The sequence below is a fragment of the Shewanella sp. 0m-8 genome (genome assembly GCF_052977265.1).
Genome location: NZ_JBRIMB010000016.1, coordinates 50077 through 66765 on the forward strand (window position 1 = coordinate 50077; position 16689 = coordinate 66765).

Consider the following 16689-nt stretch of genomic DNA (forward strand, 5'->3'; position numbering starts at 1 on the left):
TAACATACGCTATAATGCGGATAATGTATACAATCAGCTCTTTTGCGACATTTCCACTGACTCAGCCTGGTTTTCATGCTTAATAATATCTCCCGCATCAGGGTTATCAGCTTCATTTTTACGATTGATGGCATCTGGATTATCTGGTGCTGCGCCGCCAGGAGTGAGTAGCTCTTTGACCAGGTGTTCAACTAAACCCGCACCTGCCGCCTCATAGAGGTTATATACGCTATGTACGCCAGACTCGCTAAGTGATTGAGCATCTTCTTTATACTTAACGATGGCGCTTAGTTTACCTTGGTAATCATGTAGCTTTAATTGCTCCACCGCAAACAGGTTACCCACGTGATGAGGCATGGTTAGCAAGACTAATTCGAGATTAGGCGCTCTGTCTAATTTTTCCCAGAAGTCAGTATCAGAGGCATCACCTTGCACCACGTTTCGGCCTTCATTTATGTGGAAGTCTACCAGTTCTTGTTTGTGCTCAACCCCTAATATTTCGCCATCGTAACGGGCTCGAAGCTCATCATAAGCACCTGAACCAATCCGCCCCATACCTAAAATTAAAAAGCGTGGATTGCCGACAGGAATAGGTCTATCTTCCGGGTGTAGAGGGTGTTTTTCTAACGGCTTGAGCCTGCTTTGAAACTTCTGATATAAACGGCTAGAAGCGGTATTGAGCGGCGCGGCAAACAGGAAGCTAAAGCTGAGTGCAACGGCGAGAATAACCATCCATTGTGGCGGTAGCCATCCCTTTGAGGTCGCAACCGCTGCGACAATTAAACCAAATTCGCTGTAGTTACCTAAGGTAAATGAGCTCATTAGTGCGGTACGAGAACGCAGTTTAAAGTGGGTTAGCAAGTACATAAATAGGACGACTTTAATCGGCACGACAAGGACTAAAATTGCGGCCAAACCGATGTCGGAAAAGGTGGGTAAACCATTTAGGCCTACCGTTAAGAAGAACGCGACTAAGAATAACTCTTTAAAGTAAAACAGTGATTTAGCTAGCTCTGATGATTTAGGGTGCCCCGCCAGTAAAATACCAATGACCAGCGCACCCAGATCTGGCTTTAACCCGACGAGCTCAAATAGGCCAGCGCCCATGACGAGTGCCATCACCAAGCCAAATAGGACTAGTAGTTCACCGTGTCCAACACGATCGAATGCTTTATATATGAGGGGTTTTGCCAGCGGCAGTAACAGTAAACCTAGCGCCCAATATGAGGGGATATCCCCTTTAGATATGGTTAAGAAAGCAACCGCGAAGATGTCTTGCATAATCAAGATACCAATAGCCACTCGGCCATAAAGCGACTGCATATCACCTTTATCTTCCAATATTTTTACCGCAAAAATGGTACTAGAAAAACTTAATGCAAAGGCAAGTAACGCAAATTGTTCTATCTCTAATCCTGTGAGCTGCTCAAGCCCTAATAGGCCGAGCAGTTTCAGTAGTGGGATAAAGAATAGCATAGAGCCGATTAGATGCAGGCTGGAGCCGGCCCAAACCTCCGCTTTAAATAAGCTGCGTAGATCTAACTTAAGACCAATGGCAAACAGTAGAAGGGTGACACCTAGATTGGCAAGTTGCTCCAACATAGGCAAGCTGGACTCTTCAATACCAAACAGAAACAGCACAAATCCCGCAACAAGATAGCCAATTAAGGGGGGCAGTCCCACGCGGCTAACTAACATACCGCAGGCTAAGGTGATAATGAGTATAGCGGGTTCCATGATGCTCCTTTCTTTATAATATGTACCCAAGCCATTGGATACAATGATGCACCATTGTATAAGAAATTTATGAAGTTGAGCTGAAAATTGTGAATAAATTTAATGGTTATTTGCGGTGTTGTGAGCTAGGGAAGCTTAAAAAGAAGCCCCGATTATTAAAGATAAACGGGGCTTCTAAAGATAAGGTTTAATTTGCGCTAACGGCTTAGTTAACTAAGTGATCTAAATGCTCTGCAAATGCTTTCGGTCGCATAAAGCCTGTAACTCGCAGGTCGTCACGAATTACGCCGTTTTCGTCAAACATTAACAAAGTCGGTAAACCGAGTATGTCGTAGTACTCCAGCAGCTCAATATCAACCGCATCGTTTTTGGTGACATCAGCTTGTAGCAATACCATTTGATCCATGCGTTCAATGACGAGTGGATCTTTAAAAGTGATCGCTTCAAACTCTTTACAGGCCACGCACCAGTCAGCATAGAAATCGACCATTACCGTCTTGCCTTGTGCTGTTGCAGCAGCAACTTCAGTATGCAGGTCTAGGAGTGACTTTATGCGGGTAAAACCGTGATTTTCAGCTGTGCTATTAGTGGCAACATTGGTGTTGCTGCTAAAACCCAGCTTGGTCATTACCGCTTGCATGCCATATGAGAAGCTAGCTAGTAGCGCTAACATCAGTAGTACTGAGCGAGTGGTTTGCTTCCAGTTAAACTCGGTAAGTTTGTTCTGGTGCATAAGATAACCGACTAAAGTAATTCCCCAGATTGACCAGAGTAGATCTGAGATAAAGCCTGGCCAAATTCGACCTAGCATTACAATCGATACCGCGATGAGTAGGAAACCAAAGAAAGTCTTGATGATGTCCATCCAGCGACCAGCTCTTGGTAGAAGTTTTCCGCCAGAGGTACCAATAATCAGCAATGGCAGACCCATACCCATACTCAACACGTACAGGGCTAAGAAGCCTTGTAGTAGATCGCCCGTTTGCGCCACATAAATAAGCGCACCAGACAGTGGCGCCGTGGTACAAGGTGATGCCACAAGGCCAGAAATAATGCCCATGACGAACACGCCTATGACATTGCCACCTTTTTGGTTGTTAGAGAATGAGTTCATCTTTTCCTGCCACTTAGCAGGCAGTTTCAGGTCATATAGACCAAACATAGATAAACTTAAAACAAAGAAGAGTATTGCTAACACAATTAGCACTGCAGGGTGCTGCAATGCTGCTTGATACTTCATGCCCGCAGAGGCAACGATAAGGCCTACTAGCGAGTAGGTGATTGCCATACCTTGAACATAAACCATAGAGAGGCTGAAGGCTTTTGCGGTAGAAAGCTTCTTACCTTGGCCAACGATAATGCCCGACAAAATGGGGTACATAGGAAAAACGCAAGGCGTAAGCGCAAGGCCGATACCTAAACCAAAGAAGATCACTAAGGTCCACATAAGGCTATCACCTGACAGCATAGCGCTTAAGGTATCTTGTTGAGTAATTGGGGCTTTTACGCTTTCATTGGCTGATGGCGCGGCACCAAGTGCTTTATCTGTATCACTAAGCAAGCCGTCATTAGCGGCGACTTCAGTTAGCTCAGCCGTTTTTTTAGTTGGCGGAAAACAGAGTTTACCTTCGGCGCAGCCCATAAAAGTGACATTGAGTTTACTGCCAGCTGTGGCTTCTTTAATCGCGACAGGCATCTCGACGTAAGAGTAGTAAACCTCTTGCTCGCCAAAGTATTCATCGGTGTGGGGTTTGCCCTGAGGTAGCACGACTTCGCCTAAAACGGCACCGTCAGCGGTTTCAAATTTAAGTTTGTCACGGTACATATAGTAACCGTCGGCAATGACCCAGCTAATTTTTACTTTGTCGCCTTGCTGTTTAAAGTCGAACACGAATGCTTGATCGACAGGCATGAGCTCAGGCTCACCCTTTAAAAAGTCAAACTTATTGCTACTGAAAATACCGTCGGCGTGTGCCAATGGCGTGAGCAGTAGTAGTGAGGCTAAAAACAGGTTGATAATTCTTTTCATGGCTGTGTAGTTTCTTTTATCCAATCAAAATAGGCTGGCAGTCCTTGGGTTACAGGAACTGCAATTAGCTCGGGTACATCATAGGGATGCAGCTTAGAGAGTGTGTGCTCTATCGCATTGTAATGCTGCGCTAAGCATTTAATTTGCAAACTGAACTCTTGCTCTTCACACAAGTCTCCTTGCCACTCATATACGGAGGTGATCCCTTGAGAGATCTGTACACAGGCAGCAAGCTTATTTTTAACCAGCTCACGGGCAAGGGTTTTTGCTTGCTCCTCGCTGGGGCAGCTGGTGATCACTAACAAAAATTCGTTTTGCATTAAACTATTTCTATTGTCCAACAGATTAAAATTGTATTAAGCCAACTATTGTATAATGCCAATCAAGGTTCATTGGCTATCAATATGGCGAATGGCTTTAAAAAGCGAATCGATACTTTACGTGTTTTACCTTAGGCTTGCATTAAGGCATCGCTAAAATAGTGATGCCAGTAGTTTTTGCTTACAATTACTCGCCTAATTGCGGCACCAGTTAGGATTTATACTCTCTATATAGCAGTTTAACGGTCGTTAATTACAGACTAACAATAGGTGATCACGGTCTCCCAACAGCTAGCTACTTGAAAATAGACCGAGTAACCCCAATTTAGTTTTCATCACCAGCAAAAAATGTGAGGTCAGTGTGTTTTTTATTTTGTTATTAATTTTTGTTTTAGTTCCTGTGATGGAGCTATCAGTACTGATCCGCGTGGGTGAGGTGTTAGGTAGTTGGACAACGGTTGCATTAGTTATTTTTACAGCCGTCGTTGGGGTGTCTTTGGTGCGCAGTCAAGGTATTAGCACCTTGATGCAAGTGCAGCAAAAGCTGGCCCGTGGCGAGGCGCCAGGTCAAGAAATTGTTGAAGGCATGATGTTAGCGGTAGCTGGTTTACTCTTGCTGATCCCAGGTTTTGTAACTGACTTTCTTGGACTAGTACTGCTCACACCATTTATGCGAATTCCTGTCGCTAGGTTCTTCTATAAACGTATGCAGCTCAAAGTGCAGGCGAATGGTGGCTTCCAGTCAGGTTTTGGCCCCGGATTTGGTGCTGGAATGGGGCCTCAAGGGCAAAACCCATTTGAACATCCATTTGAAAATAAGGGCGGTCAGTCGCCTTTTGATCAAGGTAATACCTTCGACGGTGACTTTGAACGTAAAACCGACCCAAGTGATAAGCGACCTGAAAGCCATCAAGTAAAAGGAACGACCTTTGAAGGTGAAACGGTTACCAGTGACAGTGATAAAGAATCTGACGATAAAGCACAGCCAAAACCTTAATAAGTAAGGCATAGATTGTTATTGAACGCTAGTGAGTTACTAGTGATCTAACTGCTTAGGATTACGGGGGTAAAAGCGGTCACCGCGGCGTTCTATTAGGTTAAATTTACGGGTGTTTTTATAGGGCAGCTTCATAAAGCCTGACACCCCTTTGCCCTGAATTTTATCCACATGGGCTAAGATCCTATCCAAGCTGGCACGAAACGCTGCCTGTTTTCTCGGATTAAGTAATCGCAAGTAGCTGTGGATCTTCATATGATTAGGCAGCACCTCAAAAATAATACAGCCGGTATGGTGGATCTGATTTATCCAGCCAAGTTCGGTCATGATTTCTTTGGGCAACTCTAAATTTTCTTCTGGATCGCGACCATCTTCAAAATAAGAATGCAGCCGTGATTTGTCTTCAAGCGATGGCACATTACCCACCTCAAAGGGGAGCTGTTGATCGCAACCCGTCACAAATGGTTGCGTGCTGTCTTGGCGTTCAATGTGCAAGGTGTCGCGGGCATTAAAGAAGCAGGCTTTAAATACGCCAATGCGACGAATGCCACGAGCGAGTGTCACCATATTGTTGACGGCAACCGTAATGGCATGTTTTTGCTCGGCCTTATAAATAGCCAAATTGGAGTCGATAAATACGCCGGTTTCACGCCAATGGATGGCTAAGCCACCTACAATGGCATATTGGCTTAAGCGGCCAACTGCCGCAATAAAGCCTTTTTCGGTATCGCCCATTCCAGCCATAAAATTACGGTAGTATTTCTCTAACTGTAGGTCATCCATTTTGGCTATTGGATCGTCGCCATTATGCTCCTTCAAGAATGACTTACGCGAGCTGTAGCTAACGGTCTCAACTTCTTTGTCTCTGGGGAGGATCCAGACAGGGATCTCGGCAACGAGCGGCGTGGTGTCAATTTCTGGTAAGTGCATACGGTGACTGTGAGCCATGCTTTTTAAAAAGTAGTCACCGGCTTTTTTTCGTTGCAGTGGGTCATCGCTGAGCATGCCATCTAAGGTGCGCGCTAGCTCTACTGGCAAGCCGATACTGGTAGCGGGGATGACTTTACTACCAAAGCGACTGGCCTGGCCCGACGCTAAAGCGTAGAGGGTGGCTGCAACGCCTTGTTCATCAAACCTCGGGCTAGAGAGGGCGCCGTTAAGTTGCTCTTCGCCAATAAAATACACGTCTCCCATACGGGCATTGGTATGTTGTTGATCGCTGGACATTAAGTCCATCACATTGCCGTTAACGGGATTACCTTGAGTGTCACGCTGTGCAAATACAGCAGAGCCCCAGTCAATCAGCGATAGATGTTGAGTATGAATGTCATAGACGAGATTTGACGGTTTGATATCGCCATGAATGAGCGGTCTACCATGGTGTAGATATTGTAAGATAGCCGCGAGTTGGCGGGCTATATTCATCACCATGGCAACCGGTAATGCGCCTACTCTTACACAAAGTTGTTCAAGGTCCTCACCTGGAGCACGGGCCATGACCAAAATCCCTTGCTTACCTACGTGTTCAAACTTTATGGCTGGTGGCACGTTAGGATGGATGACCTGAGAAAGCATAAAGGCTTCTTCTTCAAGCCTATCTTGAATATGCTGAGGCAGAGTTAACCGAGAGAACTTAAACACATGAGCCTCGCCCTGCTTATTAACGCCTGCAAACACAAAACCATAGGCGCCTTTACCCACGAGTTCTAAATCTTTATATCCCAACTTACTTAACTGCTGTTTACACAGGCGGATCCAGGCTCTGTGTTTACGGGCGTCATTGGCACCAAGCAGATAAACAGATTGCTCTTCTGAGATGTAAAAGTGTTGCAGTTCTGGTGTTTGCAATGGCGTCCCCTTCTTCAGTGAGTTCCATTAAATCAATAAGCTGTAATAAAGTCCAAGCTCATTGAATTATCGCACTTATGTCGAGCTTGTAAAAAGGTTATCTGAATCACACCTAACCAATATTTTCGGGTTAGATATTGATGCATATCAAATCTACGGGAATAAGAGAAAGGTAATCTTGAAGTCAGTACTAGTATAAATGGTATAAGCCAAAGAAAAGGCTTAGATATCAACTAAAGGTGGCTTTATGTCAGGACTAGATAAATCCCAGCTAATTGAATTGCTTGAATACCCACGTCGACGTATTTTACAGTCGATGGAGCTAAATTATTGCCCTCATGCAGGCTTTTTTAACCCGACGGATATGGAGTGCATTAATTGTCACCAAGGTATGGAATGTACCTGGATGAACCACAATGACGAAACCGTTGCGGTCGAGAAGAAATCAGCTGAAGAGCTGAAGCAGCAACTTCTGGTTGCGGTAGATTTTATTGATTCGAGTTTAACACCGCATCACTTGTCTCGTCGTAATTGCGAGTGTGAAAACTGTGTCTGGTTGAGGAAAGTTCAGCAAGTGCTTAATGCATAGCCGTGAATGCATAGTCGTGAATGTATAGCCGCTTCAGTTTAATCTGCTTCTGTTTAAGCTGTGAATGCAGACGCAGTAACAGCATTGTGACTTGGTATCTTTAGTGATAACCGCTTATTTATTTTTGCTTCTATTACGCTCTGGCTATAGAGTAATGGCCAAAATGGTATACCAAGTCTGAGCATCACTTGTCAAAGTGAGCGCTAATTCGTTCCCCTGATGATTCTCATGATCATGGTCATACCTTGGTTTCTTTGGTAATTGTTTTTTAATGCAAATTTGTAATTACCATTTGTAATGGATATGGACTATGCAACCAAGCTTTTGGCATGAAAAGTGGGACGCCCAGCAAATAGGTTTTCATTTAAGTGCGGTTAACCCTTTGTTGGTTAAATATTGGCCGCAACTTAATCTCGCAGCAAATACACAAGTTTTTGTTCCTCTATGTGGTAAGTCATTAGACTTGTGTTTTTTGGCTGAGCAAGGTCATGAAGTGCTAGGCTGCGAGTTAAGTGAACCAGCTGTACAGCAGTTTTATCAAGAAAATAGTCTAGCGTTTAAGGTAAGTGTGGTCGAAGACCATCAACGCTTTACCACTGAGCAAGTCACCATTTTTCAAGGCGATATTTTTACATTGCCAGTATTAGAACCGCAAAGTTGCACAGCCTTTTACGATCGAGCAGCGCTAATCGCTTGGCCGGAAGAGATGCGCTTAGCTTATGCGCGTCAGCTTACTAAATTGGTTTCCGCTAATAGTGTTGGCTTATTGATCACCTTAGATTATCCACAAGCCGAGTTAAATGGCCCGCCTTTTGCGGTATCAGAAGATTGGGTTCAGGCCAATCTAGGTGAACATTTTAAAATTGAGCGTTTAGCTTGTAACGATGTGTTGAATGACAACCCTCGCTTTGTGAAAAAGCAGGTATCTTGGTTGACGGAATCGGTTTATAAGTTAACGAGAAAATGAGCAGGCCCTAGGGCGTGACTACGTCACTGCGAGATCGCTGCGCTACTAGATCCTATACATTCAAAAGCTTAAAGCTGGAGTTTATCCGTCGCTTCTATCTTTTGTCTTTAGCTTTTGTCTTATAGCAGGACGAAGTCCGCTCTAGCAGTGAGCCTGCGAACGTCCTAGTAGCCCGAAGGGCGTCCTCGAATCTTCTTGGCTTTTAGCCAGATCCAAAAAAGCGACCCTAAGGTCGCTTTTTTGTGGCTTAAAATCGTTAGAGAGTCTTAAGACTCAATCGATTAGAAGTTGTAACGCATACCAATAGTGAATACGTTATCATCTTTTAGGTCAACTTTAGCAGTACCCACTTTGTGGTCGCCTTCGTACATAGCGTAGTGGCCATATACCATAGTTGATTTAGAGATCTTGTAGTCAGCACCTACAGTGATTGACTGAACGTTGATATCGTCACCAATTAGTTTACCAGCATCTGTTTTTACAGAGTTTTGGTAGTACTTACCGAAGCCGCCTTCGTCCATGCCGTATTCAGCTTTTAGGTTAACGCCGTTTAGGTTGTAAGCAACGTTTACGAAGTAAGAGTTACCTTCTTGGCTCGTTGTTTGGCTTTCAGTGTTCTGGAATAAACCACCCACTTTAAACTCACCTAGTTTAACTTGTGCTACACCACGGTATGCATCGATGCCACCGATAGTGTTATAAGCCGCAGCTACATAGTAGTTTTGCGCCTTAAGCTTCTTATCACCAATAGTTGCACTTAATGCGTACTGAGCATCATAAGACTTAACAGCGTCTTTATCATCAGCATCAATATAGTTGTCTTCCATTAGGTAAGTCGCGTTTAGCGTCACAAGATCGGCAATCTTTGGTGAATAGTACCAGATACCATCAGCAGAACGTGATTGACCACCCACTAGACGGTCGATATCGGCGTTAGTGTTACCAAAAATATCAACGCCGCCTTCAGACTGCTTGAATACTGTGTCGTTACGACCAACAAGTACAGTACCAGCCTGAGACTTAAGACCTAGGTAAGTGTTACGCGCTTTAAAGGTTTCGCCAGAGTTAGTTGTGTTCTCAACTTGAAACTCCATCTGGTAAACAACGTCGATGTTGTTAGTTAGGCTTTCAGTACCTTTAACACCTACGAAAGAGAAGTTGTTTTCGAAAACAGTCCCTTCTTTACCATTTTGAGTCGTTGCACCTGTATCTGAGTTAGTTACAGCTAGATCTAAACGACCGTAAAATCCTGGACCATCGGCTAGCGCGCCGAAAGAAGCTAGGGTTAAAACTGATGCCACTGACGCAGAGATTAGTGTCTTTTTCATTTCATTTGCTCCCAGAACCTAAGTTCCTATTCGTTTCTTATGGTTTTTTACATAAACTTTTGTTTTTGTTACAAGCATCCGAGCTCATAACAATTGTGGGGCTAAATATTACAGTTTTATGGCATGAAGAATGTGGACTAGATCATGTTTTCAGGGGTTCAAGATTAATTTGCTACTTTTTTGTGACGATTGGAGAGCTTTCGTTGTTTATTTGGTGATTTATATAGAAATAAACACTTTAAACTATCTCTAAAGGGGTATTTTGGCGGATTGCGAGAAAAGTCGGTCTTGCTTGTTTAGTATTTACTAAGGCTGCGAATGGGGTGATCTTGTGCCTATTGTGAGATTACAAAATTAACCAGTGAGCTTCTTTAAGGTGGAAATCAAAGCAAACGGCTTAAATGTTAAGTTTTTGTTGATAAAACCTTGCCTGCTGGGCAGTTGCTCGTCCCTATAAATAAATCATCTAAAATAAAACCTCTGAAACTCAATCATCTAAAACTCAAGCATCTAAGCATCTAAGCATCTAAGCATCTAAGCATCTAAGCATCTAAGCATTTTCAGTTTCAACATTGAGCACCTTTGCTGTGATATTGAATATTGATTGGTATTAGGCGTTAAGACTGGGGTAAACAGATTGGAGGGAGGCATAAATTAAAAAGGCAGCTAACGCTGCCTTTTAAGCCTATTTGTTTAAGTCAATTTTTATAAGCCATGTATTAAAGCCTATTTGACTCATTAACCAATAGATTAGAAGTCGAAACGCATACCAACAGTGAAGATATCATCACTTAGATCTTGCTTCGCACCGCTCAACTTCATGTCGCCATCGTACTTAGTGTAGTGCCCGTATACTAAGGTGTTTTTGCTTAGACGGTAGTCTGCGCCAACACTGAACTGTTGTAACTCGACATCGCTTACTGTTTCTAAGCTAGCGCCATCAGTGCTACCAACGTAACGGCTAACATACTTACCTAGACCTGAGTCATCGTTACCGTACATAGCTTTAAGTTTTAGGTTACCCATAACATAAGCTGCGTTAACGAAGTAAGTATCACCTTCAAGGTTTGAGTACTTGCTGTCAACGTGTTCACTGTTTTGGTAGAAACCACCTAGAATAACCTGGCCAAGTTTAACTTGAGCCACGCCACGGTAAGCTTTTACGTTGTCGATGCTGTCGTTATATGCTGCAGAAACATAGTAGTTCTGTGCTTTAAGACCCTTGTCACCAACGGTTGCACTTAGTGCATACATGTTGTCAGCGTCAACTTTCTTGCCATCAACTTCTTGAGCATAGTTGTCGTCCATTAAATACGTTGCATTCAATGTCACTAAGTCAGCAATTTTTGGTGAGTAGTAAGTAAAACCATCGGCGCTACGAGATTGGCCAGCAGCTAATAGATCGATATCTGAGTTAGTGTTACCGAATAGGTCGAATCCACCTTCAGAAGCTTTAAATACAGTGTCGTTACGTCCCACTAGGATAGTACCAGCAGTCGCTGACTTTAGACCTAGGAAAGTGTTACGCGCAGAAAAAGTGTTGCCTGAGTTGTCGAAGTTATTAACACCGAACTCCATTTGGTAAACCACTTCAAGCTCACTATTGATTGCTTCAGTACCTTTAACACCTAACCATGAGAAGTTGTTCTCAATGATGGTGCCAGACTTTTGGTTTTGCGTTGCAATACCTAGGTCTGAGTTAGTGATTGCAAGATCGGCACGACCATAAAAACTTGGGCCATCAGCGAGTGCTGTAAAAGAGGTGGCGGCTAGTGCTGAAATAATAGTGGCAGACAGAACAGTTTTTTTCATTTTCATCTTCCTGTAGCGAATCGCTATTTATAGTTGCAGGCTATCAATAATCGTCAGCCCTATCTGTGGGCCAACAAGAGTGAAGCTGTATTTTTCGGTCGAGATTCTTGCACGGAATGGGAACTTTGGTTCGTGATCTAGGTCATGTTTAGTGGATTTTACGTGATACATGTCATGTCGTTTTACTGTTTTTAAACAGTTAGTTACGTTATTTTTAACAAGGGGTACATTTCAGGTGTCTACTGGCACTCTTTTTGTGAAAATGATTTACAAATGTTTTGCGGGTAAAGTAATTTTTTTAGGGTTTTTCCAGCGTTTGGGATAAAATATTAACGCAGTTGCGCTTTCTATTTTCTACAATGAGTATCATTTTGAATAATCACACTTTGTCTGACGCTTACTTAAATCGTTTTGCTGGGATAGGTCGTTTGTACGGTCAGCAAGCTCTTAGTTTTTTTGCCTCGGCCCATGTAGCCGTTGTTGGCATCGGTGGTGTGGGGACCTGGGTCGCAGAATCTTTAGCGAGAAGTGGTATTGGGCAGATAACCTTGATTGATCTGGATGATATCTGTGTGACGAACACTAATAGACAGGCTCATGCGTTAAAAGACACTATAGGTGAATCTAAAGTCGAAGTGATGGCGCAGCGCCTAAAACAGATCAACCCTGAATGCATTGTTAATGAAGTAGAAGACTTCATTACCCCTGAAAACTTATCTGCATATTTTCAGGGTAAGAAGCAAGGGGGAGAGCTTGATTACGTCGTGGACTGTATTGATGCCGTTAAGGCTAAAACTGCATTGATTGCGTGGTGTAAGCGTCAAAAGTTACCCATTGTCACTGTTGGTGGCGCTGGTGGACAGATGGATCCCACTCAAGTGCAGGTGGCTGATTTAGCTAAGACCTATCAAGATCCGCTGTTGGCTAAAGTGCGTAACCAGTTAAGACGCGAATATAACTTTTCCAAGAATGTCGCCCGTCGCTTTTCAATCGAAGCGGTGTTTTCAACTGAGCAACTGGTTTACCCACAAGCTGACGGCTCTGTATGCAGCACCAAGGCTACGGCAGAGGGAAGCATGAGAATGGATTGCGCATCAGGATTTGGTGCGGTGACAGTTGTAACTGGGACCTTTGGGTTTGTTGCTGCAAGTCGGGTATTAACCAAGTTAGCAGCAAAAGCCAATACATAGCAGAAGCGAGTCTCTAATATACAAAGGCGCCTGTTAGGCGCCTTTTTGTTTTCCAGCCAGGAAGCAGTACCTTTTAGGAAAAAGGTCATCCTCTTTGGATGAAATGTAATATTGAGCATTGACCATTAAATATTAGCTATTAAACATTAGCCACTTACTATTAAATGTTGGCACTATTTTTGCTTTTATCTAGGTAGGAACAGATTTCTGACACTGGGTAAATGGGTATGCAAAAAGTGGCTTTCAAACTAACTTCTTTTCAAATGATGTCGCCTAAAAAGTTAATTTTTACAGCAATGCTATGGCTTGCACTGGCGTGCGCTGCACTATTATTTGCTCCTAAAGCGCTGTTGGCCTCATTGAGCCTTAATGAGTTTTCTCAACAAAATGCACACTTTATTGGTTTGGGTTTAATCATTGGTGCGGCTTTTTTATTGACGCAGATTTTAAATTATTTTCTAGATGAGGCGATTAGTCACTTAAGTGATAAGCGCTCTCTTGAAATTATCGAGGAAAAAGTAAAGCTGCTCGACCCAACAGAGAGAGCCTTATTAAGGGAGTTTTTCTTACAAGGTGAAACAATCTTGACCCTACCAGAGCAAGAGACAGCAGTTAAAAGTTTATTAAAGGCAGGAATTTTGGAGCACTTAGGTAACCAGAAGCACTATGCTATCCAAGGCTCAACAGCAGACTTTAAGATTTCAATGCGGGCTCGTGTTCACCTTAACCGCCAAGTGTTACGTTTTCCTGTCGGAGAGCCTAGCCCTGAAGATATGAAGAACTTGATTAAAGCGCGCCCACATTTCGTCAATAGCTTTGCAGTACCACGAAAGCATGCTGCTTAATACGCTATAAGTGACTAGGCTCAGTGGCTCTATAGTGAATGGCTATAGCAACTGGCTTTAGCAACAGTGCTAGCAACAATACTCACCAAATTTACCCCAAAAAAATGGGGGCTGATAGCCCCCTGCATTAGAATCAATATCGAAAACTAATTTTCGGGATCCGCAGACTTGGTATAGAACATCCACATTAGATACGAAATGATGCCAATCGTACTAAAGATAACAATCATTGAGGCCAATCCTATTGGGTTGCCAAACATCAAATCTAACCAGAATGCCATTTGCGAAATCCTCTTTCTTTTTAATTCCTAATAACCATACGCTTCGGTGCTTGTGAGTTTTTTGATCTGAGTCAATTACTGCTCCAGTTATTAAATAAATGAGGCTGTATTGTTAATGAATATGCTGTAGATCACGTTTTACTAATTTTACCTGTCAAAGCAGACAATGGATTTGGCGTTTGTTTAGGGCGAAAGTGAGCGTTTATAGGCTTTTGAGATTGAAAAACGCTCAGTTGATACAAAACTCAATTCAAAGTACTTGCCATTCATCTGCTGGTAGGTATAATTCCGTTCACTTACTGAGGTCGAGCAGATTTACAGTGAGTGTTATTGATAATGCCTGAGTGGTGGAATTGGTAGACACGTCGGATTCAAAATCCGATTTCGAAAGAAGTGACGGTTCAAGTCCGTCCTCAGGTACCATTATCAACAAAGCAACCTGCCATCGAGCAGGTTTTTTTATGCCTGTAATTTGGCTATGCTAGGCTTAGCGCCACTTCCAAGCAATCTTTCATCACCAACTCCCTGCAATTTCATCTGCGTATTTTCACTCCATAACCAGCAATTCATCAGCCCCAAAAATCAGTTTATGGTCTATATATGGTGCATCACCTGCCAAATCTGTGCACAACGCAATCTCACTAAATCCAACAATCTCCGGTTCTTGCCAAATAACAAGCCAACATAGCCAAGGGCTTCAGGCTAGCTGTTTCATGGTCGTACCATGGTGACTTTACGGTGCTATGAGTTCTTTTATGAGTTAGTGGCTTGGTTTGAGTAGGTCACTTGATCGTTTTAATGAAATAGCTGAAAGCCTTGTAACTTCTCACTTTGATGAGAGTGTTTATTAAGGTCGTAGGGGATAGATACATAATCATTACTCACAGTCGTTCACCATGAATTGACCATAAGATCTGTGCAGAACGATACGCTGTGTTTAACACGTTGATCATTTGGTACTTCTGTGCGAATTTAAGCATCACTAGTAACAAGTTGATTTGGTGCTGCAATGAAGATGATATTTGTGGATGCGGAAAACGTAGGGGTAAAAGAGTTAGAGAAAATTGATGCATCAGTTGTAGATAAAGTATTTGTTTTTTCGAAATCGGAAACGGTTAAGTTGATATGTGAGAAATCCTTGTACTTGTATCTCTCTGATTATCCGAGTGCTCCAAATCAGGCCGATTTTTACATTATTGCTTATCTTTCTAGAGTGTTGCTAGCGCTTGATAAGAAACAATTAAACTCTGTTCATTTAGAGTTATATAGTAATGATGAAAGCTTGATTTTGGCTTTTGAATTTCAATGTAACCAGTTAGGTGCAGCTGCTATATGTATTCGCACTAGGGAAAATACAGTTGTTCCCATAGTTAATACTTCTACGCCAAAGCTTAAGTCACCACAAGATAAGGTCTTTTCTGCCTTGAAATCCCCACGCGCATTGGATCCAAGTTTACAGAAACAGTTGGGACTATCTAAATCAGCCTTCACTAAGGCGATTAATGAGTTATCCAATAGTAATAAAATTCAAAGATCTCAGCAGTCTAAGAAAAAGTGGGTTAGGTGTTAATGGTTGAATATTGAGGATGATTTAAATCTATATTTCAGACATTAATACAATGAGAATGGTCCGGTAAACGGGTTCAGTTAAATTTTGTGAGTGAGTTTCAGTAAACTTTAACTCATTACGCTTTAAAGGATAATTATGGGAAACATTATACTGGTACGTAGTCCAAACGAGTTAATTTCTCGTAATATGGCTGGCTATGGCTGGGAGCGTATAGACATGTCATCTTTTGAAAGCTTTAAGCTATTGATGAACTATGTCAAAGAGAAAAATATCGATATTGGTCGTAAGAAGAATCAAATATCTAGATTTTTCCACGCAAAACCCGGCGATATTGTAATAGTTCCCGTGTCCAGAGCGATTATCCTAGGTGTTGTTAGAGAGGGGAGGACATATCAGAATGATGGTGGCTACGGTGCTAATCGAATTAACGTTGACTATTTTAAGAATGAAAATGGTGAAGCAATAAGGATACCTCGTTCAAAGCTCTCTCAGGGCTTGGAAAGTAGATTGAAAATCCGAATGAGCATTGCCTCATTGAATGAGTTCTCTGAAGAGGTTGAAAAATACTTAACTGAGCTAAAAGAAAATAATCGAGTTTGCTTTGACAGTATCTTCCAACAGCAAAAAGATAAGCAGGTTGCTGACTTTAAGGAGGTTCTTCTATCTAACCTGAGAAATGGTTCGACTAGCTTAAAAAGTGGTGGTTATGGGTTGGAAAGGCTTATAAAAGAACTGATGGAAATCGAGGGCTATTCAGCGCATATAGCAGCTAAGAATAAGACCTCTGATATCTCGGATGTCGATATCGAAGCGAGTCGTACTGATCCTGTGTCGAGTAATCGAGTATTTATCCAAGTTAAGCATCATAGTGGTGAAACAAGTGCGTGGGGTATCAAACAACTCGCAGCTATTGAAGAAGATGAACATGTAGATAAGTGGCTGATTACAACTGCGCGAGTATCCACTGAAACTCTACAGCACGCAAAGGATGAAAACATTTCTGTTATGGAAGGTGAGACGTTAGTTGATTGGATATACGAACGAATTAATGAGTTATCACCATTAACTAAAGAACAGTTAGGCGTTGGAATATTACCTCAAGTAATTACAGCATAATTGCTTTAGATACTTGAATCGCACTAGGTAAGCTTCAATTGTTGATTAGCTAGTTGTGGA

At 42.6% G+C, this 16689-nt stretch carries 14 protein-coding genes and 1 tRNA gene; 8 read left to right on the forward strand and 7 right to left on the reverse strand.

Translation table 11 applies throughout. From position 1 onward, the window contains the following. Positions 1 to 33 precede the first annotated feature (33 nt). The 3 genes from ACVBIO_RS10195 to cutA all read right to left on the reverse strand — a co-directional run bounded on the left by ACVBIO_RS10195 (position 34) and on the right by cutA (position 4086). Complete coding sequence (locus ACVBIO_RS10195; protein ID WP_447161508.1) at positions 34 to 1737, reverse strand: cation:proton antiporter domain-containing protein; 1704 nt, start codon at positions 1735 to 1737, stop codon at positions 34 to 36. Between the two features lie 205 nt (positions 1738 to 1942). Next, on the reverse strand, positions 1943 to 3766 hold the full coding sequence (locus tag ACVBIO_RS10200) for a protein-disulfide reductase DsbD (protein WP_447161509.1): 1824 nt from the start codon (positions 3764 to 3766) through the stop codon (positions 1943 to 1945). Beyond that, a complete protein-coding gene (gene cutA / locus ACVBIO_RS10205) occupies positions 3763 to 4086 on the reverse strand; it encodes a divalent-cation tolerance protein CutA (protein ID WP_447172517.1) in 324 nt (107 codons plus the stop codon). The genes ACVBIO_RS10200 and cutA overlap by 4 nt, the downstream gene beginning before the upstream one ends. 361 nt (positions 4087 to 4447) lie before the next feature. Here cutA and ACVBIO_RS10210 point away from each other — a divergent pair, with 361 nt between their 5' ends. Continuing rightward, positions 4448 to 5083, forward strand: coding sequence for an FxsA family protein (locus ACVBIO_RS10210; RefSeq protein ID WP_447169757.1), 636 nt, complete (start codon positions 4448 to 4450; stop codon positions 5081 to 5083). 39 nt (positions 5084 to 5122) lie between these two features. Here ACVBIO_RS10210 and ACVBIO_RS10215 read toward each other — a convergent pair whose 3' ends face one another. Beyond that, the gene (locus ACVBIO_RS10215; protein WP_447172518.1) at positions 5123 to 6931 is read right to left on the reverse strand and encodes a protein kinase domain-containing protein; all 1809 of its coding nucleotides are present in this window, start codon (positions 6929 to 6931) and stop codon (positions 5123 to 5125) included. Positions 6932 to 7178: 247 nt separating this feature from the next. On the opposite strand from ACVBIO_RS10215, the gene ACVBIO_RS10220 reads away from it, so the two are divergent. Together ACVBIO_RS10220 and ACVBIO_RS10225 are read left to right on the forward strand one after the other, a co-directional pair. Continuing rightward, complete coding sequence (locus ACVBIO_RS10220; protein WP_447161513.1) at positions 7179 to 7520, forward strand: hypothetical protein; 342 nt, start codon at positions 7179 to 7181, stop codon at positions 7518 to 7520. Positions 7521 to 7830: 310 nt separating this feature from the next. Continuing rightward, positions 7831 to 8487 (forward strand): thiopurine S-methyltransferase, encoded by a 657-nt coding sequence (locus ACVBIO_RS10225; RefSeq protein ID WP_442529495.1) that lies wholly within the window; start codon positions 7831 to 7833, stop codon positions 8485 to 8487. A gap of 281 nt (positions 8488 to 8768) precedes the next feature. On the opposite strand, the gene ACVBIO_RS10230 is transcribed toward ACVBIO_RS10225, so the two are convergent. Beyond that, on the reverse strand, positions 8769 to 9815 hold the full coding sequence (locus ACVBIO_RS10230) for a porin (RefSeq protein ID WP_447161514.1): 1047 nt from the start codon (positions 9813 to 9815) through the stop codon (positions 8769 to 8771). Between the two features lie 750 nt (positions 9816 to 10565). Continuing rightward, positions 10566 to 11627: a porin gene (locus ACVBIO_RS10235; protein WP_447161515.1), complete on the reverse strand. Its 1062-nt coding sequence runs from the start codon at positions 11625 to 11627 to the stop codon at positions 10566 to 10568. 371 nt (positions 11628 to 11998) lie between these two features. Here ACVBIO_RS10235 and tcdA point away from each other — a divergent pair, with 371 nt between their 5' ends. Together tcdA and ACVBIO_RS10245 are read left to right on the forward strand one after the other, a co-directional pair. Further along, a complete protein-coding gene (tcdA, locus tag ACVBIO_RS10240; protein ID WP_447161516.1) occupies positions 11999 to 12817 on the forward strand; it encodes a tRNA cyclic N6-threonylcarbamoyladenosine(37) synthase TcdA in 819 nt (272 codons plus the stop codon). A 227-nt stretch (positions 12818 to 13044) separates the two neighbouring features. After that, the gene (locus ACVBIO_RS10245; protein ID WP_447161517.1) at positions 13045 to 13662 is read left to right on the forward strand and encodes a superinfection exclusion B family protein; all 618 of its coding nucleotides are present in this window, start codon (positions 13045 to 13047) and stop codon (positions 13660 to 13662) included. Positions 13663 to 13808: 146 nt separating this feature from the next. Here the strand turns inward: ACVBIO_RS10245 and ACVBIO_RS10250 are convergent, their stop codons facing one another. Further along, positions 13809 to 13943: a DUF3149 domain-containing protein gene (locus tag ACVBIO_RS10250; protein WP_439268284.1), complete on the reverse strand. Its 135-nt coding sequence runs from the start codon at positions 13941 to 13943 to the stop codon at positions 13809 to 13811. Between the two features lie 338 nt (positions 13944 to 14281). Here ACVBIO_RS10250 and ACVBIO_RS10255 point away from each other — a divergent pair. From ACVBIO_RS10255 to ACVBIO_RS10265, 3 genes are all read left to right on the forward strand, one after another. Next, positions 14282 to 14366, forward strand: a tRNA-Leu gene (locus ACVBIO_RS10255). A 586-nt stretch (positions 14367 to 14952) separates the two neighbouring features. After that, positions 14953 to 15513 carry a hypothetical protein gene (locus ACVBIO_RS10260; RefSeq protein WP_447169755.1) on the forward strand — a complete coding sequence of 187 codons (561 nt, stop codon included), beginning with the start codon at positions 14953 to 14955 and terminating at the stop codon, positions 15511 to 15513. A 135-nt stretch (positions 15514 to 15648) separates the two neighbouring features. Beyond that, complete coding sequence (locus ACVBIO_RS10265) at positions 15649 to 16629, forward strand: restriction endonuclease (protein WP_447172519.1); 981 nt, start codon at positions 15649 to 15651, stop codon at positions 16627 to 16629. Positions 16630 to 16689 lie beyond the last annotated feature (60 nt).